Source organism: Bacillus sp. CFBP9009, assembly GCF_036541465.1.
Classification (GTDB): Bacteria; Bacillota; Bacilli; order Bacillales; family DSM-1321; genus Peribacillus.
The window spans coordinates 109,977-135,222 of sequence record NZ_JAZHFU010000005.1 but is presented as its reverse complement, the minus strand read 5'-3'; the positions used below and the strand labels follow the sequence as shown (position 1 = coordinate 135,222).

The 25,246-nt window shown below is 41.4% G+C and carries 19 protein-coding genes; 13 read left to right on the top strand and 6 right to left on the bottom strand.

The window, feature by feature from the left end; genetic code table 11:
- The first annotated feature begins 125 nt into the window (after positions 1-125).
- Positions 126-554 (top strand): 3-hydroxyacyl-ACP dehydratase FabZ, encoded by a 429-nt coding sequence (gene fabZ, locus V3595_RS15380; protein WP_034315755.1) that lies wholly within the window; start codon positions 126-128, stop codon positions 552-554.
- Positions 555-858: 304 nt separating this feature from the next.
- Positions 859-1,140 carry a hypothetical protein gene (locus V3595_RS15375; protein ID WP_485908120.1) on the top strand — a complete coding sequence of 94 codons (282 nt, stop codon included), beginning with the start codon at positions 859-861 and terminating at the stop codon, positions 1,138-1,140.
- Between the two features lie 116 nt (positions 1,141-1,256).
- Here V3595_RS15375 and V3595_RS15370 read toward each other — a convergent pair whose 3' ends face one another.
- Entirely contained in the window at positions 1,257-1,691 is a 435-nt protein-coding gene (locus V3595_RS15370; RefSeq protein ID WP_350300666.1) for a YwpF family protein, read from the bottom strand.
- Positions 1,692-2,050: 359 nt separating this feature from the next.
- Between V3595_RS15370 and ssb the strand changes: the two genes are divergently transcribed.
- The 8 genes from ssb (at position 2,051) to V3595_RS15330 (ending at position 13,620) form a co-directional block, all read left to right on the top strand.
- Entirely contained in the window at positions 2,051-2,413 is a 363-nt protein-coding gene (gene ssb / locus V3595_RS15365) for a single-stranded DNA-binding protein (RefSeq protein ID WP_485908118.1), read from the top strand.
- A 436-nt stretch (positions 2,414-2,849) separates the two neighbouring features.
- Entirely contained in the window at positions 2,850-3,854 is a 1,005-nt protein-coding gene (locus V3595_RS15360) for an ABC transporter ATP-binding protein (RefSeq protein WP_157831068.1), read from the top strand.
- A complete protein-coding gene (locus V3595_RS15355) occupies positions 3,835-4,803 on the top strand; it encodes an ABC transporter ATP-binding protein (protein WP_485908116.1) in 969 nt (322 codons plus the stop codon). The genes V3595_RS15360 and V3595_RS15355 overlap by 20 nt, the downstream gene beginning before the upstream one ends.
- Positions 4,804-4,845: 42 nt before the next feature.
- Positions 4,846-6,462, top strand: coding sequence for an ABC transporter substrate-binding protein (locus tag V3595_RS15350; RefSeq protein WP_485908114.1), 1,617 nt, complete (start codon positions 4,846-4,848; stop codon positions 6,460-6,462).
- 115 nt (positions 6,463-6,577) lie between these two features.
- Entirely contained in the window at positions 6,578-7,582 is a 1,005-nt protein-coding gene (locus V3595_RS15345) for an ABC transporter permease (RefSeq protein ID WP_137016483.1), read from the top strand.
- Positions 7,583-7,594: 12 nt separating this feature from the next.
- Entirely contained in the window at positions 7,595-8,497 is a 903-nt protein-coding gene (locus V3595_RS15340) for an ABC transporter permease (RefSeq protein ID WP_485908112.1), read from the top strand.
- Positions 8,498-8,704: 207 nt separating this feature from the next.
- A complete protein-coding gene (locus V3595_RS15335; protein ID WP_485908110.1) occupies positions 8,705-12,442 on the top strand; it encodes a S8 family serine peptidase in 3,738 nt (1,245 codons plus the stop codon).
- Positions 12,443-13,194: 752 nt separating this feature from the next.
- Positions 13,195-13,620, top strand: coding sequence for a hypothetical protein (locus V3595_RS15330; RefSeq protein WP_485908109.1), 426 nt, complete (start codon positions 13,195-13,197; stop codon positions 13,618-13,620).
- Positions 13,621-13,744: 124 nt separating this feature from the next.
- On the opposite strand, the gene V3595_RS15325 is transcribed toward V3595_RS15330, so the two are convergent.
- Entirely contained in the window at positions 13,745-15,190 is a 1,446-nt protein-coding gene (locus tag V3595_RS15325) for an aminotransferase-like domain-containing protein (RefSeq protein WP_485908107.1), read from the bottom strand.
- Positions 15,191-15,314: 124 nt separating this feature from the next.
- On the opposite strand from V3595_RS15325, the gene V3595_RS15320 reads away from it, so the two are divergent.
- Positions 15,315-15,923: a LysE/ArgO family amino acid transporter gene (locus tag V3595_RS15320; RefSeq protein WP_485908105.1), complete on the top strand. Its 609-nt coding sequence runs from the start codon at positions 15,315-15,317 to the stop codon at positions 15,921-15,923.
- Positions 15,924-16,082: 159 nt separating this feature from the next.
- Here V3595_RS15320 and V3595_RS15315 read toward each other — a convergent pair whose 3' ends face one another.
- The 3 genes from V3595_RS15315 to V3595_RS15305 all read right to left on the bottom strand — a co-directional run bounded on the left by V3595_RS15315 (position 16,083) and on the right by V3595_RS15305 (position 22,266).
- Positions 16,083-19,055 carry a DEAD/DEAH box helicase gene (locus V3595_RS15315; RefSeq protein WP_485908103.1) on the bottom strand — a complete coding sequence of 991 codons (2,973 nt, stop codon included), beginning with the start codon at positions 19,053-19,055 and terminating at the stop codon, positions 16,083-16,085.
- Positions 19,048-20,673 carry a hypothetical protein gene (locus V3595_RS15310; protein WP_485908102.1) on the bottom strand — a complete coding sequence of 542 codons (1,626 nt, stop codon included), beginning with the start codon at positions 20,671-20,673 and terminating at the stop codon, positions 19,048-19,050. Before V3595_RS15310 ends, V3595_RS15315 begins: the two co-directional genes overlap by 8 nt.
- Positions 20,674-21,372: 699 nt before the next feature.
- The gene (locus tag V3595_RS15305; protein ID WP_485908101.1) at positions 21,373-22,266 is read right to left on the bottom strand and encodes a helix-turn-helix domain-containing protein; all 894 of its coding nucleotides are present in this window, start codon (positions 22,264-22,266) and stop codon (positions 21,373-21,375) included.
- Positions 22,267-22,811: 545 nt separating this feature from the next.
- Between V3595_RS15305 and V3595_RS15300 the strand changes: the two genes are divergently transcribed.
- A complete protein-coding gene (locus V3595_RS15300; protein WP_101223795.1) occupies positions 22,812-23,129 on the top strand; it encodes a hypothetical protein in 318 nt (105 codons plus the stop codon).
- Between the two features lie 28 nt (positions 23,130-23,157).
- Here V3595_RS15300 and V3595_RS15295 read toward each other — a convergent pair whose 3' ends face one another.
- Positions 23,158-23,301 (bottom strand): hypothetical protein, encoded by a 144-nt coding sequence (locus V3595_RS15295; protein ID WP_157831067.1) that lies wholly within the window; start codon positions 23,299-23,301, stop codon positions 23,158-23,160.
- A 458-nt stretch (positions 23,302-23,759) separates the two neighbouring features.
- Between V3595_RS15295 and V3595_RS15290 the strand changes: the two genes are divergently transcribed.
- Complete coding sequence (locus tag V3595_RS15290; protein WP_485908099.1) at positions 23,760-25,196, top strand: hypothetical protein; 1,437 nt, start codon at positions 23,760-23,762, stop codon at positions 25,194-25,196.
- Positions 25,197-25,246 lie beyond the last annotated feature (50 nt).

Genomic DNA, 25,246 nt, shown 5'->3' with positions numbered 1-25,246 from the left:
ATGTTTTTTTTGAAGTAGTTGCTGTCGTTAGCGGATTTATATTACAGTGCAACTACGCCTCTGTCATCATGACAGGGGCGAGTTTACGTTATGTTTGAAATATTTAAGTCATAGGAGGAAAAAGTATGCTTGATATCACACAAATAAAGGAAATTATTCCGCATCGTTACCCATTCTTATTAGTCGACCGGATCATTGAAATAGATGAAGGGAAAAGAGCGGTAGGATTGAAGAATGTCTCAGCAAATGAAGAATTCTTTAATGGCCATTTCCCCGATTATCCAGTTATGCCTGGAGTTTTAATTGTAGAGGCATTAGCGCAAGTTGGCGCTGTAGCCGTTTTGAAACAGGAAGAATACAAAGGACGGCTTGCATTTTTCGCTGGGATTGATAATTGCCGCTTTAAAAAGCAAGTAAAACCAGGTGATCAGCTGCGTCTGGAAGTGGAAATAGTGCGTATGAGAGGGTCAATGGGTAAAGGGAAAGCAGTGGCAACGGTAGATGGAGAGACAGCATGTGAAGCCGATATCATGTTTGCTTTTGGTGACAAATAAGAAATTCATTCATTTTCAGTGAAAAGGAAATGGAGTAAATTAACTAAATTAATTATTTTTCAAAAAATGGTTTAAGGAATCGTGAAGCTGTGTATATAAATAGCACTGCATGCTTTTTTAAAGCAAGCGCGGTTTTAAGAACTATCTATTCTCCCTTTGAATGCCGGACATTTTTATGTCCGGCATTTTTTAATGATTAAATTCAAATTAGAGAATTTTATTTTTAAATTTAAAATAGGACGCAAGTTATTTTCACATTCGGGCAAAATAGCTAATGATAAAGAAAGAAGGGAGGTTGCCAAAAATGATGAAGAAAATTTTTGCACTAATTGGGGGATCTTTATTATCTATTATGTTCCTTGCTGGATGTGGAACGGATAATGATGACAACAACAATCCCGCACCAGAAGAAGATAACAACATCATAGAAGATGATAACAATGGTGTAAATGATAACAACGGTACAGATGATAACGGCATGAATGGCAATGATGATGGATTGCTTGAAAACGACGATAATAACGTCGATAATGATGCCGATGAATTGATTGAAGACGCTGATAAAAATGACGACAAAAATAAGTAATTAGCACAGAATGACAAAGACTGGCTTAGGAAAGAAGAGGATCAATATCCTTCTTCATCTAAGTCAGTCTTTTTTATGTGCATTCGATTAGGGGATGGGCATTAAGGGAAGGGTTTTTATTTATTGGTTGCTAATTTAGGCTTTGAGCGGATTTTTTGCTTGAACTCATTTATTAATTCATCGCCGACGAGACCTTTTTGGACCAAATCTTCAAGAAGGAGTTCTGCATATTTGCTCCGTGTTTTTTGGATGTGACCAACGAATAGAAGGCTATAATGGCTGCCGACTTTTCTTATTGTGCGTAGTACAGTGTGAAACAAAGCCGGTTCATTATCCTTGTTGGTAATGACGGCCTGGATATACACCTCTCCGTTTATATCGGGAAGTGAAGGTTCAAGCTCTTTGAAATGATTTTCTTCTACAAAGGCTTCCAGTAACCACGATCTAGCGTCGTTTTCTTTATTTATAATCAATCCATCTGTTAATGCAATATCAATCAAGTTAAAATTTTCAGTTACAATTTGCAACGAGATCAATTTAAATGATTTCATCTAATTCCTCCGTTTCTTGCAAGAAAGAGCGGTAATTACCTCTCTTAAACGTAAATTTTGAAATGGTACATATCGATTAATCCTTTTAAAGGTAATTATATCATACTAAAAAAAAGTCCCTAAATGAAATGAATACCCAACATTTGTCTAAATTATGAAGGATTGAATAAAAATTTGCAAAATATTTAATTTTGTTAACTATTCGTTTTTTACCTGATTTTAATCAATAAAAAATGATTTTGCATCAATTAAACGGTTTTTTATAAAGAAAAATGGTGTAACAAGACCATTTCCTCCATTTTTTAATCGATGGAAGAAAGAGTATGATTAAAGCATATTAAAGAGGAAGGGGTGAAAAAATGATTAACCAAGTTACCCTCGTCGGCAGGCTTACGAAGGATCCCGAATTAAGATACACACCCGATGGCAAGGCTGTTTCCAATATCACTTTAGCAGTTAACCGGAACTTTCGTAATACTGTCGGTAACTATGAGGCCGACTTTGTACAGTGTATCATATGGAAAAAGTCTGCTGAAAATACTGCTCAATATTGTAAAAAAGGTGCCATAATCGGCATAACTGGCAGAATACAAACAAGGAGATATGAAAATCAGGAGGGTAACTATGTATATGTAACTGAAGTGGTCGCCGATAGGGTTCAATTCATTGGGTCTAAACAAAATGATGTTAAGCCCAAGGAATTTGAACATATTGGTTTATAGTTTTGGACATGACGGTCCGAATCAGGACAGAAGCAAGAGTGTTTTCAATAAAAGTGGAAAAACCATTAGTGATTTATTCCGTTATATGACCATAATGAATAATAAATGGACAGAATTTCAGCACTATTTAGTGAATATTGACAGTAGTATATAGAATTCATTTTCATCCATTCATTCCCCAAAGCTAATATAGCTTCTTCCTCGGCTGGAAACCCCGATTTACCCTCAATAAAGTCGATTTACCTGTTTCCCCTCTTGTAATGACTGCAATTTTGCAGTCTTTTTTTTGTGCCAAAAAGTGCGTAAATAGAAAAAAATAAAAAATAATTCTGTTAAATTAGAATTTTTAGAAAATATATTGTAATATCTTAATTTTGATGCAATAATAAACCCAATAATATAATTGGAAAAAAAGTTATATATAGGAAGTGATTTGATGGACGAACCAATTATTAAGGTGAATGGGCTGCAAACCAGTTTTCGTACGGACGATGGGGTGATCCCTGTCGTGAATTCAATCGATTTTCATGTCAATCCTGGTGAGGTTTTAGGGATAGTGGGAGAATCGGGGTGCGGAAAAAGCGTTACTTCTCTGTCCATCATGGGTCTGGTTTCTTCACCGGCTGGTAAGGTGGAGGGAGAAATCCTTTTTAAAGGAGAGAACATCGCAAATGCCTCTGAAGCGAAAATGAGAAAAATTCGCGGGAATGATATAGCGATGATATTTCAGGAACCGATGACAAGCTTGAATCCCGTGTTCACTATTGGCGAGCAGTTGGTCGAGACGCTTCGGATACATAAAAAATGGAACAAAAAACAGGCCCGCCAAAGAGCGGTGGAAATGTTGAAGCTGGTTGGGCTTGGCCGTGCCGAGGAATTGCTCGATGAATATCCGCATCAGCTTTCAGGCGGAATGAGACAAAGGGTCATGATAGCCATGGCCATGATTTGTGAGCCGAAACTCCTTATAGCCGATGAACCTACAACGGCTTTGGATGTAACGATCCAGGCACAAATCCTAGAATTAATGAAGAATTTAAATAAAGAAACAGACACGGCAATCATGATGATTACCCATGATCTTGGGGTAGTTGCGCAAATGTGTGAACGTGTCATTGTCATGTATGCCGGCAAGGTAATAGAGGAAGGAAATGTGCAAACGATTTTCCAAAATCCTAAGCATCCTTATACGGTCGGTTTACTTCAATCGATTCCGGATATGCGAATAAAGAAAGAACGCCTTTACTCAATACCTGGTAATGTGCCAAAACCTGGGACAAGCAACCTCGGGTGCCAGTTTGCCCCTCGGTGCTCCCATGCCATGGAGCAATGTATAAATGAGACCCCGTCTCTATTGAAATTCGATGAGGGTCAGCATGTTCGCTGCTGGCTGTATGAAGATGGGAAAGGAGCGGCCTTGCATGAGTCAAACATTGGTTAAGGTAGAAAACCTAAAGAAGCATTTTCCGATTAAAGGAGGGGTTCTGGGAAAGACCATTGGAGAGGTCAAGGCAGTTGATGGTTTGTCTTTTTCCATTTATAAAGGGGAAACTTTAGGACTTGTCGGTGAAAGCGGTTGCGGAAAGTCGACGACGGGAAGATTATTGCTTCGATTGCTTGAGCCGAGTGAGGGTAATGTTTATTTCGAAGGAAAGGACCTGACGGCTTTATCTGCCGGTGAAATGAGAAAGATGCGCCGTGAAATGCAGATGGTCTTCCAGGACCCATTCGCTTCCCTCAATCCCAGGCATACAATTGAAAAAATATTGGAAGAACCGCTCATCGTTCATGGGGTTAAAGATAAAAAGGCACGAAAAGCCCGTGTACAGGAACTTCTTAAGGTTGTTGGCTTAAGCAGTTACCATGCTAAAAGGTATCCGCATCAATTCAGTGGTGGCCAGCGGCAGCGTATTGGCATCGCGAGGGCACTTGCAGTCAACCCCAAGCTGATCATTGCAGATGAGCCGGTATCTGCACTGGATGTGTCGATTCAGGCCCAGGTCTTGAATCTGTTGCAGGATTTGCAGGAAGATTTTGATTTGACCTACTTGTTCATTGCCCATGATCTTGGAGTGGTAAGGCATATCTCCGACCGTGTCGGCGTCATGTATCTTGGACATATAGTTGAATTGACGGAAAGTGAAGGACTTTATGAAGATCCGCTTCACCCATATACGCAGGCTTTATTATCAGCCGTGCCCATCCCGGATGTGGAATACAAGGGGGATAGGGTAATCCTGCAGGGAGATGTTCCAAGCCCATCAAACCCGCCCGGCGGCTGCCCATTCCATACGAGGTGTCCGAAGGCGATGGCAGAATGCAATACGGAAAAGCCAATCCTGAATGAACATAAACCTGGTCACTACGTTGCTTGTCATTTATACAATTGACACGACGTATACATAAATTCGCAAATAATAAGGGGGAAGAATATGAAGAAAACTTTGGCATTATTGCTGACTGGTATCCTGGCTCTTTCACTAGCGCTTGCGGGATGCTCCTCGTCTACATCAAAAGAGAAAGATGATGGTAAAGGGGGATCGAGTGAAGCGAAGGGCGGCGTATTGATATACGGTAAAGGCGGAGACGCTGTCGGTCTTGACCCAGCCATCGTAACCGATGGTGAATCATTCATCGTCACACAGCAGATCTTTGAAACGCTTGTGAAATATGGGGAAGATGATACGGAAATCAATCCGGGTCTTGCAGAATCATGGGAAGTGTCCGATGACGCAAAAACATACACATTCAAATTGAAAACCGGAATCAAGTTCCATGATGGTACGGATTTCAATGCAGATGCTGTCGTAAAAAACTTTCACCGTTGGGCACAAAGTAAGGATGAGGGTAAATTTGCGTATTATGCCTCCATGTTCGGAGGATTTGAAGGTGATGAAGGCCATGTTATCAAAGAAGTAAAAGCGATCGATGCCAGCACGGTGGAATTCACTTTGAACCGTCCGCAGGCGCCGTTCCTGAAAAACCTTGCCATGCCTACATTTGCAATAGCCAGTCCGGCTGGAATTGAAAAAGAGGGTGACGACTTCACTAAAAATCCATCTGGTACAGGTCCTTTCAAATTCAAATCATGGAAACCTGGCGATACGATTGAAGTGGTGAAAAACGATGACTATTGGCAAGATGGACTGCCAAAACTTGATGGAATCACGTTTAAGGTCATTAAAGATAACTCTGCGCGTTTAAATGCTGCAATCAAGGGTGAAATCGACCTGATGGACGGGTTGAATCCAAGTGATATCAGTAAGGTTACAGGAGATGAAAAACTGCAAATATTCGAACGTGCATCCATGAACGTCGGGTACTTTGCTTTCAATGTTGAGAAAGCACCATTCGACAAGAAAGAAGTGCGTCAAGCAATCTCGCATTTGATCAACAAAAAGGAAATCATTGATAATTTTTATGAAGGCACAGCAGAGCCTGCCAAGAATCCTATGCCGCCATCCGTTTCTGGCTACAATGATAAAGTAGTAGACTATGATTACGATGTAGAAAAAGCGAAAGAACTGCTGAAAAAAGCTGGACTTGAAGACGGATTTAAAATGGACCTTTGGGCAATGCCGGTACCGCGCCCGTATATGCCAGATGGTCAAAAAGTGGCTGAAGCCATTCAAGCAAGCCTAAAACAAGTCGGCATCGAAGCGAATATCGTTTCATACGAATGGGCTGCATATTTAGAGAAAGTGCAGGCTGGTGAAGCCCAATCCTTCATGATGGGCTGGACAGGCGATAATGGAGATGCGGATAACTTCCTTTATACATTATTGGATAAAGATAATATCGGCTCCAACAACTATGCCCGTTACGCAAACGATGAAGTCCATAAACTGCTGATTGAAGCTCAGTCCACGGCAGATGAAGCCAAGCGTAATGAGTTGTATGGAAAAGCACAGGAAATCATCCATGATGAAGCTCCATGGGTTCCGCTTGTACACTCTTTACCGCAGTTAGCCGGATCTAAGACGGTCAAAGGGTTTGTTCCACATCCGACTGGTTCACAATCCCTTGTTAATGTTTCTCTAGAAAATTAACCGTACGAACCGGGTAGTATGGAGTCTTGCATGCTTCCCGGTTTTGTTATGGAATGCATTTCAAAATGATCGAGGGCGCTTTTAAGGCCCCTTATTTAAAAGGCGGGTGATTATTTTGTTTTCCTATACCGTACGACGTTTAGGATCTCTCATTCCAGTATTACTAGGAATGGCGTTTATTGTATTCATGATGATTCGGGCGATTCCTGGAAATCCAGCACAGGTGATTTTAGGGCAGCAAGCAACGGAAGAGGCAGTCGCTGCAATGACAAAGGAACTGGGTCTGGATAAACCTTGGTTCATTCAATTTTGGGATTATTTATCAGGCCTGTTAAAGGGAGACCTGGGTGTTTCCTTAAAAACGAATAGTCCGGTTTCTGAAGAGATTGGGCCATACCTCATGGCTACGATAGAACTGGCCTTGATCGCCATGATCATCGCCGTGGTCATAGGCGTTAATGCAGGGATAATATCAGCTTGGTTCCAAAACTCATGGTTTGATTATGTCGCCATGGTGATTGCGTTGATTGGTTTGTCCATGCCTATTTTCTGGCTGGGATTAATGGAGCAATATATCATTTCAATTCAATGGGATTTACTTCCGACGACAGGGCGGGACAATATCAGGGATCCTGTTGAGGCCATAACCGGACTGTATTTGATAGATACACTCATGGCTGGTAGGGTGGATCAGTTTTTCGAAGTGATCAAACATCTCATTTTGCCGGGAATTGCGCTGGCGACCATTCCGATGGCCATTATTGCAAGGATGACACGTTCGTCCATGCTGGAAGTTATGAGATCGGATTTCATTCGTACGGCTCGTGCTAAAGGAATGAGAATGTTTTGGGTTGTTTACAAGCATTCCTTTAAGAATGCCCTGATTCCAGTGGTGACGGTTATCGGACTGCAGACAGGATTACTTTTAGGCGGCGCCATATTGACGGAAAACATTTTTGGGTGGCCAGGTATCGGTACATATATTTATGATGCAATCCTATCTCGGGATTATCCGGTGATACAGTCCGGAATTCTCGTCATCGCCTTTTTGTTTGTCATGATCAATCTAGTTGTGGACTTGTTGTATGCAGCGATCGATCCTAGGATTAAGTATAAATAGGGAGGGAAACTCATGCCTGAAATAGCAACGAATACTTCGCCAATCCTTCCTCCAAAAGAGGCAGAGGAAAAAGTCATCTCTCCCTGGAAGGAAGGTTGGAAAAGCTTTAGGAAAAATAAGGTAGCCCTTGTGGGTCTGGGGATTGTTTCATTTTTCATCTTAATCGCCATCTTCGCGCCCGTTATAGCACCTTATTCATTTGAGGGGCAAAAGCTAAGTGATAAACATTTGGCACCGTCTGCGGAGCATTGGTTCGGAACGGATGAATTTGGCCGGGATATTTTGAGCAGGGTCATTTATGGCTCGCGCATATCGATAGGGGTCGGCTTTTTATCTGTTGCCGGATCTGTTGTGGTTGGCTCTTTTTTGGGAATCATTGCCGGTTATTACGGCAGGTGGATAGATACGATCATATCGAGGATCTTTGATATTATTCTTGCCTTTCCAAGTATCTTGCTTGCCATTGCTGTCGTTGCCGTTTTGGGGCCCTCCCTTCGCAACGCACTTATTGCCATAGCCATCGTCAATGTCCCGATATTCGGCCGGCTTTTACGTTCAAGGGTCTTAACGGTGAAAGAAGAGGAATATGTAACGGCTGCAAAGGCAATTGGAATGGGGGATGGCCGCATTCTCCTCCACCACGTCCTTCCGAATAGCCTTGCACCGATTATCGTTCAAGGTACCTTAGCGATTGCAACTGCTATCATTGAGTGTGCAGCACTCGGCTTTCTCGGTCTCGGTGCACAGCCGCCAGCGCCAGAGTGGGGAAAAATGCTCGCCGATTCCAGGGCGTTCATCATTCAAGCACCATGGACGGTTCTTTTCCCTGGGCTTGCGATCATGCTTACGGTACTCGGCTTTAACCTAATGGGGGATGGGCTGCGCGATGCCTTGGATCCAAGAATGAAAAACTAGAAGTAAAAGGGTGATGTTAGTTTAACATCACCATCTTTTTGTCGTTTATCTTGTAAATCTATTAAAATATGAAAAATAATAACAAAATCCTAGTTCGGAATAGGAAAATAGTGACTATTATCTCTTAAAATCACCCCAAAAGTTGTGATACTTTTATACTCAGTAAGAATATTCCAAAAATTGCTTATTTTAGAGGAGGAAAGTTCATTGATTAAACGTAGCTTGTCCATTCTAGCAATCTTTTTATTAGTTTTTACTGCAAGCGTTTCCGCAGCCAAGCCCCCAGATCCCCCGACAGGTTCGGGCGGTGCAGGTAAGAAGAATCAGGAAAGTATTATAAAGCTGAAGAAAAATGATTTGGATAAGAAATACAAAAGCAATGAGAAGGTCAGGGTCATCGTAGAGATGAAGGAAGCCCCGGCAATAGAAACAGCTTCGAAAGAAGGGAAACTTTTTAAACAGTTATCGAAAAATAAGAAACAACAATTAAAATCCGAAAAGCTAGCTAATCAGAAGAAATTGAAAAAAAAGGTGAAAGAGAAAAAAATAGCTTTCAAGGAGCTTGAAAGTTTTACGACAGTCGTCAATGGATTCAGTGGTGAACTTCAGTATGGTGAAATTAAAAAGGTGGAAGCCATGCCTGAAGTTGCTGAAGTACATATTGCGAATGAATATGAACGTCCTGTAGAAAAACCCGAAATGCTTTATAGTAAAGAACTAGTCCAAGCCCAGGAAGCTTGGCGGGAATATGGATATAAAGGGGAAGGGATGGTCGTCGGGATTATCGATACTGGAATCGACCCATCTCACCGTGATATGGTCCTGAATAATGAGAATAAGGCAGAACTGACTGAAAATGAAATTAGCGGGATGAAGGAATCTAACCATCTATTAGGCAATTATTATACGGCGAAGGTTCCTTATGGATACAATTACATGGATGAAAATGAAGAAATCCTTGATCTTGGTGAAGGTGCATCCATGCATGGAATGCATGTAGCAGGTACGGCCGGTGCCAATGGAGATGAAGAGAATGGCGGCATTAAAGGGGTTGCTCCTGAAGCCCAGCTGCTAGCTTTAAAGGTCTTCGGGAATGATCCCGACATGCAGACAACATGGGGCGATATATATATCAAGGCGATTGACGATGCCATCATCCTTGGGGCGGATGTGTTGAATATGAGCCTTGGCTCGACTGCAGGTTTTGTATCGGCAGAAGATCCGGAGCAGCAGGCGGTATCCAGGGCTGTTGATAATGGGATCCTCATGTCGATTTCAGCAGGAAACTCGGCACATTTTGGAAATGGATTTGCAAACCCATCAGCCTCGAACCCGGATATTGGCGTTTCAGGTTCACCTGGACTTGCATACGATTCTGTACAAGTGGCATCGGTAGAGAATAACTATATGGATTTGGATGCAGCGACTTATGATATAAACGGACAAGTAGGGAAAGCTCCGTTCATGTCGGCTTCAAGCGTACATCCCAATACTTTAAAGGATAAAACGCATGACTTGGTGGCTGCAGGTCTTGGGACGCCAGAGGAGCTTTCCAAAGTGGATGTTAAAGGCAAGTTCGCCCTCATCGAGCGCGGCACGCTTTCTTTTATAGAAAAGGCGCAAAATGCCCAGGCAGCAGGAGCGACAGGAGTCATTATTTACAATAATGCTGACGGATATATTTCCATGGCCACTGATCCAAGCATCACCATTCCCCAGCTGTTCATGTTGAAATCGGATGGTGCAAAGCTGAAAGCGGCCTTAACGGATGGCGAAAAGGTGAAGATTACCTTTAATGGTGATAAAACAAAAGCTGTAAATCCAGAAGCAGGGAAAATGAGCTCATTCAGTTCATGGGGAGTCGCACCGAACCTGGATTTCAAACCGGAAATCACAGCTCCGGGCGGACAAATTTATTCGACGCTGAACAACGATGAATATGGAATGATGAGCGGTACTTCGATGGCGGCACCACATGTTTCCGGCGGCTCGGCACTGGTTCTTGAAAGAGTGGATAAAGAATTTAAATTAAACGGATCTGCCCGGGCAAATCTAGCGAAGAACCTGATGATGAATACTTCAAAACCATTAGCGGATCAAGGTGTCGTCAATAAGGCCCTCGACTGGGAAAACCCTTACTCGCCTCGCAGGCAGGGAGCCGGGGTCATGCAGCTGCAATCCGCATTGTCCACACCTGCTGTCGTGACAGAGGCATTCACGAAAGAAGCGAAGGTTGCAATGAAGGAGATCGGCAATAAGTTCGCCTTTACTTTAAAGGTTGAAAACTTCAGCAACAAAGCGGTCAAGTATGATGTAAAAGGAAATATCCAAACAGACTATGCAATCCAGGGACAACTCGGTTATACCGCTAACGAGCTGGAAGCACAGGAAATTAAGAACGCTTCGATTAAAATCAATAATAAAAGCACAAATAAGATTACCGTTCCTGCAAAAAAATCGGTTACATTCGAAGTGAAAGTTGACATAACCGATGCAAAGGTACTCGGTGATGACCTTCAGACTCTTGTAGACATTGACGAGGTCTTTCCAAACGGATATTTTGTTGAAGGGTTCATTTCATTGAAGGATCCAGCCGATACGAATCCGGAACTGAATGTACCGTATGTAGGATTTAAAGGGGAGTGGGACAAAGCCCCGATCCTGGATGGCACTAAATATGACAAAGAGTCCTTCTATGGCATGGCAGGAGGAGTTTCTACAGCAGGTGAAGATTTCACTTATCTTGGCTATGACCCTGCGGGGAAAACATTCAATGGCAAAAATATTGCGATTTCCCCAAATGGTGATGGTGCACAGGATGACTTCGTGCCTGTCCTATCATTCTTAAGGAATGCGAAAAAGGTAGAATACAATATATTGAATGGTGAAAACAAATCAATCCGGAAACTTCGCACAGAGAATAATGTACGTAAGGACTATTATGATGGCGGACAAGGGACCGCGTACACCCTTGATCCGGCCCGTAAATGGGACGGTAAAATCAATAATGCACTCGCTAAGGATGGGGTCTATTATTTTGAAATCAAAGCGATGATAGATTACGAGGGTGCAAAATGGCAGACGTTTAAAATGCCTATCAAAATCGATACGGTAAAGCCGACAGTCAAGATTTCGAAAAAAGGCAATGTATTAACCATCCAAGGCAAGGATAATTTGAATGGTTCAGGACTTGCTTATTACGATGTACAAGTCGATGGAGCATCCATCATGGAAGAGCCGCTCCCGGCGAATGCGAAACAATTCACTTTACCTGATGTAAAAGGGGAAAAGGTTCAGGTTGTGGCAATTGACTATGCAGGTAATGAAAAAACGGCGGAAACTGAATTAGCAAGTGATTCAGCTCCAATCGATAATCATGCACCAGCTGTAAAGATCAAGAGTCCTGAAGCCTTGAGCGTGAACAATAAAAATAAAATCAAAATAACAGGAGAAATTGAAGAAGCGTCGGGAATAAAGGAATTTAAAATCGACAATAAAACGGTACCTGCAACGTATAACAAGGCGAATAACAAATATGAATTCTCATATGAAAAGAAATTTGAAGAGGGTGTTCAAAGCTTCACGGTTAAAGCAACAGATAAATGGGATAACACGGTTTCCTTTAAACGGACGATTATGGTCGATGCAACAAAGCCAGGTTTAAAAGTGAAGGGTGTACCGAAAACTGTGGGAGCCAAAGGCAAAAATCCAAAAGTGGACGTGACGGTGGAAGATAATTTTGATGAAATCCGCCTTTACCTGAACGGAAGCGAAGTATTCTATCATGAATTCAAGGAACCATACAAAATGCGTACCTATAAGAAGAAGATAGAGGATTTGGAGCTGCCGCTTAAAACAGGCAACAATAAGATTGAGTTTAAGGTGACCGATCTTGCAGGAAATGAATCGAAGAAATCCTTTAACATCAATAAAGCAAAAAAATAACGAAAGGAAGCCCTCTTACCCAAGAGGGCTTCAGTTTGTAGACATAATTGATTTTACCTACAGTTTTTTGAGGGTTTGTACAATTCTAACGTTGATTGGAACGTAGGGCACTCGCTTTCCGCGGGCGGTCCGGGAGCCTCCTCGGCGCTCTTTGCACTTGTGGGGTCTCCCTTGGACTCGCTTTTCCCGCAGGAGTCTCGAACACCCGCTCCAATCAACTGGAATGTTTTTTTAAAGAATACTGTAGGCAAACTCGCTTTTCTTCATACATAATGGGGTTCGGAATGGACTACCCCGAAGCATGATTATAAAAAAAAGACTTGGTTATCCTTCATGAATTTTTACCTTTAATATGGAATGAAACCCTCATTAAATTGAAGAAATTTGCGACACTCCTGCCGAATAACTGGCTAGCCGAGACCCCACAGACGCTTGCTTTGATGCGGCTTGGCAGACAGTCGGCGGAAAGGGAGTGGATTTCTGAAATAAGCTGGAACGTTTTTCAAAGAAAAAACTGTAGGCAAACTCGCTTTCTTCGAGTTTCTAAAGTATGAGCCCTCTTACCCAAGAGGGCTGTTTTGGCGTTATAAGATTTCCGGATTTTGAATTCTTTCGTGATGATTATGGAGTAGTTTGCTGCGTTTTCACCGTGCTAATATGGAAATCTATTAGTGAGGAAGTTTTTTTATTATCCGGCAGGTATATCGAATAGGATAAAAGAATTAGGTATAAAGATTGAAAGGAGGGTATCTATGAATTATAAGAAGAAATCTAGCAATAAAGTAACTAATATTGCAATTACAGTGAAATTCGAAAGGAGAGGAAGCGACAGGTCATATCTTACAAAACCGAGTTTCTTTGATGCACTTCAGCACGTCCATTCTCCCTTTGAAAAGGATCCCCGCTCAGATTCACCTTATCAGGATTTTCCTCTATGTCAGGAGGTAACCCTTTCTTTTTTTGAAGAAGGTGCTAAAACATCTATTAATTATGACCCCCACCAAGAAAAAATCATCATTGAGGAAAGTTCAGAGACATATCAGCCGAATAAGGGTGAAGCGCTTACTGCAATCCTCGATCATATCATGATCAATCATGGCTATCACCATTCTTTTTTCATCATCCAGCAAAAAGAGCGGAACGTAAAAATGAAAGCCGCTACGCCATCAAATCCCTAACATTTTTAGGCAGGGCGTTGTAAGGTATGAGATTTCCGAATAATCCATACGAAAAGTTACTTTACTCAATAAGGATGGAGCTGCCACGGCAGCTCCATTAATGCGTCTCCAATCCTTCAAGATGTCAAACCAACCGCCGAATGATCTTTGAAAGGGTTTGGATGCCATAAGCTAATTGTTCCTCCGAGGCGTATGAATATGAAAGCCGTATATGTGTATGGTTATTTGGTTCGTATATGTATCCCGGATTAAGAAGTATGTTCTCCTTTATCGCTTGCTTGAAAAGGTTTGGATTCACGATGGGTTTACATAATTTTAACCATATATAAAATCCGCCTTGAGGTATTTGCCATTCAGCCAGTCCCTTAAAATATTGATTGAGAAGAGTTAATGTAAAATCTCTGCGTCCTATCAACTCATGCCTTAGCCACTCTAAATGCTTTGAATATTGCCCATTTGCTAACCATTCTGCCACAAGGTGTTGGGAAAGTGCACTTGAACCGTAATCCATTTGCATTTTAATGTCCGCTAAACGTTCAATCACAGTTATTGGGCCAGCAATCCATCCGATACGCAATCCTGGGCTTAATGTTTTGGACATACTGCCAATATGCAATACAAGGCCATCTGCATCAAGGGATTTTAATGGAGGCGGTGGTTCATTATCAAACCACAAATCACTATATACGTCATCTTCAATAATCGGGATCTGTTCCTTTTTGCATAGTGATAGGAGGTTAAGTCTTTCTTCTTTTGACCATGTAGTATTCGTTGGATTGTTAAACGTTGGAACAGTATAAAACAGTGACGCTTTCTTCCTTCCGTTGAGGTGCTTTATTTGTGTCGGGATACTTTCCCGGCCTTGTATTGATAAACCTACTAAGTGCATGCCCGCAGATTGAAAAGGGTGAACGGAATTTAAATAGGAAGGGGATTCATGTAAAATCATTGATCCCTTTTGAAGTAAACCAACTGATATCAACTGGAGTGCCTGAAGCCCACCAGAAACGACCATGAGGGAGCTGGGACTCGCGTTGATCCCTTTTGTTTCTAAATAAGCACTTATACATTGACGAAGTCTCTTATCACCCTTGGGTTCGGAATAGCCTAATGAGTGGGCATCAAAAGAAGTGGATCGCAACGTCTTTTCGATTTGTTTTGCAGGCAATAGAGCTGGAGATAGTTCGCCCGTGCCTAATCTGATGATGGCAGTGTCCGTTTCATACTGATTAATGTCCTGAATCGTTTTTAAATTAGGTTCATGAAGGCCATTCCGGACATAGTTTTTCCAGTCAGGCTGTTTGCTGGAGACGAGCACATTCCATGAATTATTGGAAACGAATGTGCCGGAACCAACCTTAGTTTCCAATAATCCGTCTGCAATCAACTCATCTATGGCTGTGATGATGGTACTTCGGTTTACGCCAAATGAGTCGGCCAATGAGCGTTGTGATGGAAGCTTGGTACTAACTGGCCATTCCCCTCGTGTAATTTGTTGTTTTATCCAATCTACTATTTGCAGGTGAAGTGATTGGTCGGAAGTCCGGTTTGGTCTCCATTCGATAAACATACGAAAACCACTCCTTTCATGTTCTATATTCATTATAAATTGGTTGGTTTGAAAACCAACCAATTGGATGGTCAATTCCTTTGTTTTTTTAATTATACTGAATTTGAAGGGAGGGGGTATTCGTATGGGGCCATTTTTTCATGGATTATTATTGGCATTAGGGCTGATACTTCCGTTGGGAGTGCAAAATGTATTCATTTTTAATCAAGGAGCAATCCAACCTACAATAAAAAAAGCATTGCCAGCAACGATAACAGCTGCAATTTGTGATACAGTGCTCATTTTATTAGCTATTTTAGGTGTTTCGTTGGTTGTCATGCAATATGATTGGTTGCGCCTTACATTAATCATAATCGGAGTTATATTTTTATTGTATATGGGTTTTCAGATTTGGTTTGCCAAATCGAACTCACAGTTAGGTGCCCAATCCATGCAAATGTCGACCAAAAAACAAATTGTATTTGCTCTATCCGTATCATTACTGAATCCGCATGCAATCTTGGATACGATAGGTGTAATCGGTTCGAGCTCACTTGTTTATTCAGCAAAAGATAAAATGATTTTCACCGTAACGTGCATCTTTGTGTCATGGTGCTGGTTCCATGGATTATGTCTTGCGGGACGATTGCTGAAAAAGGTTGATACATCTGGTAAATTCCTTGGAATATTAAATAAAATTTCTGCAATCATCATTTGGATCACAGCTCTTTATATGGTTAAATCGATTTTTTGATAAAAGACATGTATTTGAACCTGGCTATACCAGGTATTCAATAAAGTTACAGGACGCTTATGTATAAAAAAGGGGAATGCATATCGAATTGCATTCCCCTTTTTTTACCTTATAAGTTAACAACCTGCCCTCATTCATCTTCAAACCGTGAGAGCGGGTTTATTGAAGAGCAACCAGGTCCTTGATTTCCTCTGTGGAAAGTTCGGTGATCCAGTTGTCACTGCTGATGATCTCGTCGTTCAGGGCTTGCTTTTTATCAAGCATCTGGTCGATTTTTTCCTCCAGGGTCCCTGTGCAGATTAGCTTATGAACGTGAACGAAACGCTGTTGCCCAATTCGGTAAGCACGGTCAGTGGCTTGATTTTCAACAGCTGGGTTCCACCAGCGGTCATAGTGAATCACGTGGTTTGCTTCTGTAAGATTAAGCCCAGTGCCGCCTGCTTTCAACGAGAGTATGAAAATAGGGAAATCCCCATCTTGGAATCGGGTGATCATTTCATCACGCTGCTTCTTGTTCGCACTCCCGTTCAGGAATGGCACTTCAAAGCCATATCGTTTTTCCAGCAATTCTTTAATCATATTGCCCATCCCGATATATTGTGTGAAAATGAGACAGCTTTCATCCTGTTCGCGGACAGCATCGATAAGCTCGGTCAGCTTCTCGAGTTTGCCAGATCGGTTAGGTGCCTTCATGATATTTTCCTTTTCCATTTCTTTTAAGTAAAGAGCTGGATGATTGCAAAGCTGCTTTAGCTTATTCAGCATCTGGAGGATGATGCCTTTTCTTTCAAAGGCAGATAGTTGTTCGATATCAGTGAATGTATCTTTAATCAGTTGCTCATACAACGATGCTTGTTCGGTGGTAAGCGGTACGAATTCCTTTTGTTCTTGCTTATCCGGAAGATTAAGAGCGACTTCTTTATCACGCTTTGTACGGCGAAGCAAAAATGGCTGTATCAAACGCTGCAATTCCTTGATTTTATCCTTCTGATCATCACGCTCGATGGTCGCCACATATTTTTCCTGAAACTGACCTAGCGTTCCGAGATAACCTTTGTTGATGAAGTCGAAAATCGCCCATAGCTCACTTAAACGGTTTTCCATCGGCGTACCCGATAGGGCGATATGATGTCTGCCATTTAGCTTGCGGACCGCTTTGGATTGCTTCGTTTGGGCATTCTTGATGTTTTGTGCTTCATCAAGGATAACACTGCTCCAATGGATGGAGGTCAGTTCAGCCACATCTTGGTGGGTCAGTCCATATGATGTTAAGACAATATCATGATCGGCTGCCAGTTTAGTAAATGCCTCACCTTTAGCACGATTCGATCCGTAGTGTAGGTGAACTTTAAGTGATGGAGCGAATTTTTCCAATTCTTTTTGCCAGTTGCCAAGTACCGATGTCGGGCAGACGATGAGCGCCGATTGTACAGAGACGGATTCGGGGGCAGTGGTAATGACCTCACCCTCATCACTGCTCTCTGCGCTACTATCCTCTTCGACGATGATCGGTTCACTCTTTTGTTCATCCCTAGGCGCAGTGAGCAGCTCTTTACCGGCCCTTTCTTTGCCTTTAACATGAAGTAGGTAGGCAATCATCTGGACGGTTTTTCCAAGTCCCATATCGTCGGCTAGACAAGCACCGAAACCATGCTCCCTTAAAAAAAGGAGCCAGCTCATGCCCAGTTTTTGATAGGGGCGTAAATCACCTTGAAGTGCATTAGGGACGGGCAGGATGGATATGTTTTTGGTTTCCCGGAGCCTTCCCACCATTTTACGGAGCTCTTGGTTCAATTCAAATTGAATCCGGAGCATTTCGTCGTTTTCAGAATCGACATCGCCATCTTCATTTACGCCATTCAACAGTTCCTGCTGCAGCAAGTCAGTCAGTTGGATGCCTTTTTCATTAGCTGTTTCCATCAGCTCCTGAATTTGCTTAATGAAAGCAGGGTCAAGCTTGACCCATTGGCCGCGGATGAAGACAAGCCGCCTTTTTTCATTGACGAGCTCCTCGAACTCCGCCTCAGTGAGCTCCTTGCCATTTAATGAGAACCGCCAATCAAAGTCCATTAAAGCTTTTAACCCGACATAAGAAGGGCCGCGGTTCGAATGGCTCTTCACTTTCGCCTTGACCTTCAATGAGGACTCCTTCAAGGCAAGCCACCACGATGGAAGGAGAATTTCGACGCCAAGAAACAAGAGCTTTTCGCTTGCATCGGTCAAGAACTCCCATGCATCCGTTTCTGAAATCTCCCTTTTCAGACGGCCATTCTCCCCAAGCCATGGCACGACGAGCTGCCAGCGTTTCGTAGCACGCACCACATCACTTGCATACTTATTCCAGCCGCGCGGAAGTTTTTTTCCTGTATATGTTTCAATGATATTCTCATCCCTTTTGGAACGAAGGGTAACATCGAGCATCCAAGGCCCGTTGCCATCAGGAGGCTCAGTTAAACGGAGACCTATAGTGAATGGTTTGGGATCGGGCAGGGTGCCGAGCCATTCCTGCCAGCTGTCTTTGTCAAAAAAGGCCTGCAATTCTTCGGGAGAAAGCCGTGTATCCTTTAATGCCCCGACGGCTTCACTCCATTTATGCTGCATGGGTGAATATTGTTTTAAATACATATTAGCGGCACCGTTATACCATTTTTCGATAAAAGTACGGTTGGTTTCCAGTTCAGGTGAAGGAAGATCCAAAGATATTTCTTCTTCCCAAAAGGAAGGGACGAATTCCTCTTCCACTTCTTCCGGCAGCTTCCAGCCGATGGAGTCCAATTGAAGATTAGTGAAATCCGGTACGGGGATTCCCGCTTCAATGGATTCATGAAGAACGGGCGCTGCGGACAGGCAAAGGGAGGATATCTCGGACCATTCCCATTCTATGAAGGAGTTGAAGCTTTCCCTCGCAAAAAAATTGAGAAGTCCCCAAGCGTCAAGAATGAATACTTGATTTCCATCCACTATATCCGTAGTCATTTTAGTACCATAGAAGCTTGCGTCATCCCAGTTGAATAACAGCCTGCGTATATAATTCGTAGTGAGGAAGGTATTCTCTTCATTGACGACACCAAGGGCGTAAGTTCCGTTTTCGAGAGCCGCTATTTTGATTTTTAATTTCCCTGGATTAAACATCGATAAGCTTACCCCTTTTTAGTTCTTCTTGGAAAGCGCGAAGCCGTTTAGTCGAATCTGCTACATAAAGTATATAACTTTCGAATACGTCTTCCTTTTTGCTCTTTTTATAGATGGTGCGCATCCTTTTCAAATAACGGACAGCTTGCTTATAAGCAGGCCGATTTTTTAAAGAAACTTTTTCCTGGACCGCATGATAATAAAGGGGCAGGATTAGTTCTGGTTCTTTTGAGACCACTTCTTTGATGGATTCACTGCTGATTAAGTCAATGCTGATTTCTGAGTAAATATGCATCTCCACCCATTTTTTATATTGTCCTTGTTCAAAAAGGAAGTTTGCATAGTTCCAATAGCTGTGCGGAAGGGTGGCCCTGTAAAATTTCTCAAGCAAATCGGTCCGTTTTAATTTATAACAGCAACTGTTAATTAAAGTCGTAAAGGTCCGGACGAAATCCACCCGTTTATAATAATCGGATAAACCGGCAAGGAACTCCTGGACATTATTATTGATGAATTCAATGAAAGGGATAGCCCGTGCCCGGTTGTCGGATTCAGCCAGGAGATTTAGCCAATAAAAAATGTATGGACAGGCTTCTTTCTTCAATTCATGAAGAAGCCCAATCGCTTGTTTATCATGGTTCTCCAAAAGGGATAGGTGAATCGCTGCGAGGGAATAGGACGTCCTCTCAGTGGTGCCCATATACTTCTCGGGAAGTTCTTTATGGATTCGTTCCAGTTCCTCTTTACGCCATGAGGAGTTGGAGAATAAGTAGCTCCATATCTCCCGGTAGAGGTCGATCTTTTCGTATTCGAGGCCTTCTCCTCCATCTAACAGTTTAGCTACATCTTCCTTGATGCTGAAAACGAAGGGATCAAAGGCGAAGGGCCTCGCTTGCCTGCTAAGCGGCTGTACCGTTTCATGAAGCTCCTCTGCCAGGTCGACGGCAAGTGCATAAAAGACCCGGATCGTTTGCGTCTCACTTTTATGCAGCTGAATCATTCTCAGTGTCTGCTGCATCGTGCAAAATTGGGTAACGAAATGATAAAGCAATTTCCATTCCCTTTCCATTGGAGCTTTTGAGCTAAGGCGTTTAAAGTAAGTTTGTATGTGATTTTCAATCATATAAGTAGCCTCGCCTATATGAGGCTCGACATGTTCAGCAAATGCATCATTCACGAATTGCTTCCATGATGGATAGCTTTTATCTAAGATGATGGATTTCCCTGCCGCCTGTTTAAGTAATTCACTTGCCGGTTTCACTTGCTGCAGTGCTTGGGCCGTTGAGGTGTTTTTTGGTGCTTTCCAATCGCTCAGCCATTCGGAAACACTAGCGTGTTCAGAATATGCAGAAAAGAAAACGGCCATTTGATGCCGGCAAATGAACCTTGAATCACATGTACAGCTTCCATCCTGAGGGAAGAGCAGATTCAGCCTGGCCTTAAAGCGTGTCACATCCTGTATCTCAGCCGCGATCGTATCCGCCGCTTCTTCTTTAATATCAACGAGCCCCTGACGGTATAACTGGAGCCCTTGATTCACCACATCCGAATCTTCCGGATCCCCGGCCTCCAAAAATTCCGCCAGCCGCTCCCCAACTAACAACAACTCCCGCTCCATACTCTCCTCCTTCAGGGACAAGCCCTGTATACCAAAATTATATTTTTGTATGATCATGAACCATCAGTTCTTTAACTTATCGTAATCCCGCCTTGGCTTATTTCTGGGGGTGCATATATTACATCCCAGATCGAATGCCGGACTATGGCCGTTCTCTTTACGTTCTAATCCATTTAATCGAACAAACCATCACTGCTTCTAGCCGTATATTCATAAAAACCCTGTAAAAGTCAATATCGTCAAAAATCCCCTTGAATATAAGCGGTTCTGATATAAACAGGAATAACTGGCAATCACTTTAACATGCCTCAAATCCTTCATCCTCATCACGCTTCACAATACCAAGTGATGAGGGCAGGAATCTTTTTTAAAATTGCTTTTTTGAAGCATCTCTTTATTATACTTCATTTTGGCTTGGAATTTAAAATGTAGATTAGAGGTTTTGGAAATGATGAGTGTGAGAAATTATATACTCCTGGTGAATTGCTCAGTTTGTAGACAAAAGGGGTTCTATATAAAAATTAATACAAAGTAGATTGGAACAATGTGCGAGACTCCTGCGGGGAAAGCGCGTCAAGTGGAGACCCGCAGGCGCATAGGACCCGAGAACGGACCGCCCGCGGAAAGCGAGTGCCTGGAGGCATCGAGTTTGTCTATAATTTGGAGCCATTCCCGGGGAAATGGCTCCAAATTATAGAATTAGTTTATTTTCATTTCGTTCTTCCAACTGTCCAGCTTTTTGTTGATGAATGTAACAAAGGTATGGTTTTTTTGTAATTTGAATAGAAACGCAGATTTTTCCAAGTAATCTTTTGCCTCTTCAAAGTTACCTACGAGTTCAAAATTGTATCCTAAATGGTAATGTAAATCCGCTAAAGCATATAATTGATCATGTTCGAGGCACCACTTTATGGCATCTTGGCAGCAGGCAATGGACTCTTCGTATCGGCCAAGGCGTGTTAGCACTCTGCCAAAATTATAGGATAGGCGCGTCTTTAGCGTTTTATCCGTCAAGAAGGGCAGGGCTTTCAAGTGATCTAAAGCTTTCCTTAACAAGGCAAATGCATTTTCGTATTGTTCTTCGGCAACATACATTACACCAAGACTGCTTAAGATTTCAAGCTCCCGTTCCGAATAAATTTTATCGGTCGTATGAGTAATGGAGATGGCCTTATTGATGAATTCTATGGCTTTATCTAAATCTTTATTTTTTTCATATTCGTATATTCCCTTGTGCCAAAGAATCAATTGATGATTCTTTTTATTTTGAAGAAAGAGGGGACTGTTTTCCTCAGCCTTTACAATTTGCTGCATTTCCTCATAATTTCGGGTTCTTCTGGCTATTTTTAATTGATAAATCACTTCTTCCACGTAATCCAGCCTAGGGGTCATTCCAATATCGAAAAAATAGTTTACATCAACGCCTAAACGTTGGGAAATTAAGTAGAGAGTGGATGCATATGGATAGACATCGCCCTTTTCAATCTTACTGATCTGTGCTTGTGTACAAATACCGGTTGCCAACTCTTCCTGGGAAAGCCCGATTTGTTTACGTAGCTCTTTGATCTTTTGTCCAACTGCAAAAAAATCCATTTTGATTCTCCTTAAAATATGCCTAGAGTTATATTTTGTTATGAAAAATCGGTGAAAGCGGTATGTACAGGTCCTGAACGGTTTAAATAGATTCTTTAGTCGAAATATATGATTTTAAGAATTGTGGTTAAATATAACTATAGAATTATTTTCTATTTTAACCAATATTTTTTTAAAAGAAAAGGAGGAATGACCTATGAAAAAAAGTACTAAAGCATTAGTCGTATCTTTTCTTATCATCGCTGCTTTTGTTATTGTCCCAAGCGAATTACCAGGCCTTTACGCAGAACTTCCAGGTTTATATAAATAAGTAAATGAAGCTTCCTATCAATCATTCAAGCATCTTCAATTGAAGATGTTTTTTTTATTATTATTAAATGATTATTCTTTTGCGCATATTCCTGTAGTTATAATTATCTATGAATGGGGAGTGTAAGGTCCATTTGGTAGGTGTTGAAGAAACGTGAGCGTAGTTTGTAACGCCTATTTCCTTTTAATGATTTTGTTATAGTGTATATAACAAAACGGAGAGAGGTGTAAGGTTAATGATTGATATTAATATGAAAGTTCAACCCTCTTTTTACGATGATGAATGTGCCATTGTGTTTTCTTTTTATTTTGATAAGGCAACCAGGAAAATTGGTGAAGCTGTGGTGTACACATGCAAAAAATCAGATGATAAAGAATCCAGCCAAGATCATATAGATACAGATGTACAAGAAAAAATCGCTTATCTTAAAGAGTTTTCCATTGTAGATGAATATCAGGCGACCTCGATGAAGAAGATTCAACATTTTTTGAATGTAATCGGTATCAAGAAATGTGTGAAGCACAACCTTCAAGGTAATGAAATCGCATTTTAAATGATAAAAACTCATGACATCCCATATGTCATGAGTTTTTGCCATTTAAATGACTGTTTTGAGCATTCATTTTCTTTTTGATGAAATCGCTCATTTGTTTCCGCTTACTTGGTTTAGCGTTATTTGTTCTTTCAAAAAATTTAAAGTGTTGTTTATTGCTATCGGATTTCATGATGTCTCTCCTTTGCTTTTTTTATTTACCCATTTTTTTCTTAGTTAAAACGTGATTTTAATGATAAAGGGATGAACAAAAGATCTTGCAATTATTCCTGTAGTTATATTTTCTTCTGTGAATCCCTGCATATAAGGATTTATTAGATGTTAATAAGAGGTAAAGCCCAAATATGGAGGAATTTCGTATTTTATCATACTTAAAATAAATGTTAAAATGGTCCGAATATCGGATTTTTCATTAGAAACATCAGTTTCTAGTACCCTAAAGTGAAGAGGGTTGAAGAACTCTTTTCGATGGCCCCCGTGCATATGCTTGGGGGATCTTTTTTTATTTGGATAATTTGTCCACTTTTTTCTATAATATGTTTCGTTTTGTTTGTATATACATGGGTAAATATAAGAAACAAGATGAATTAAACCTGTGTTCATCGCAGTTTAATCGGAGGAATATATTTTATGGATGTGAAAGTAAAGAGTGATCCCACGAAGCGAACTTTCCAGCAGTACATTTTTCCATTTACGCTTGAAGGAAATAAGATTGAAAAGTTTGTGGAAAAGTTGTTTGAGGACAATTTCGTTTTTTTGAACTTGAAAGATATGGAACAACAATATCAATTTTACGGTGGCCATAAAGTTTCGCACCGTAAACTGGAAAAGTATTTCATGCCTTACATCGAGCCGATTTTATTTCCGAGTAATGCCAAACAGAAGGAAGGCATGCGGCGTTTCACGAAAAAACTGGATATTGATTGTACCTTCGAATCACCCTATCTAAATACCCCATTTATTATTAACTCTATCGATATCTTCATATGCCCATTTCATATTGGCATGATGAATCTTCGTGTTACTTTACCTGAAGGGCTTTCACATGATGATGTACTCTATTTTGGCGATACATTCCGAATCCTTGAACCGATTGCTGATGATGAGGAAAAAACGAAAGTCGGCTGTCGGGAAAATCAGTATGAACAAGTTAAGGATTTCATCTTCAATGAACTATTGCCGCCAATTGAGGAATATATGGATGAAGAACAAGCGGACCCGACCTATTTTGGCAGTCTGCCCTTCTTCATCGATGAAAGAATGTACGTGATCAGTTATACGGCATTCCCTGAGGATCGTGATATATCTAAAAATGACTTATTCCGGATCAGTGAACTGAACGGGTATGACAATGATGGTGAGCCATATATAGGCTCATTAAATCCTGATTATATAGAAAAGTATTATCAAGAAAGAGTATATGACAGGTGGGGCAAGGAAACCTATTATGTAACTAGCATGTATCATTTCGCGTGTGTCACGAAAGCGACAGGTAAACTTGAACGGGAATTGGCAAGTGAAATGTATGGCCAGCATTTTTATACATTGTTGCTTTTCTTCTATTATAAGATCGTACTGCTTAAATTGGCTCATGAACATTCCCAGATTGATGTGGAAAAAGATCAATCGGATACAGAACAGCTGATTTTCATGATCACTCAGTTTTCTGCAAAGTACTTATTCACTGAAGTGAATAGTACGGCAATCGGTAAAGAGCTTTTCAAAAAAACGGATGAAACCTTCAGGATTGCCCCTCTCTACAGTGAAGTGAAGGAAACACTTTCCTACCTTTATCAAAATCAGGATAAACTGTCTGGGAAAAGAAGTAATTATCTTTTGCAAATACTAACGATTTATACGGTTGTCTCCGGGATATTCGGAATGAATCTATATATTGAAGATTGGAAAGGGAAATTACCCTGGAAAGCGTATATGGATTACACCTTATACGAATGGGTAGCTGTCATTGTAACGACAAGCGGACTCATCATTTCGGCCATCCTCGGCTTCATCTTCCTGAAAAAATGGCTGCAAGAGAAAAAAAGCCGAAAAAAAAGAATGCTTTAGAATCCTGAACATTATGTACAGGACTAGAATGTAGGCAAACTCGATGAAAA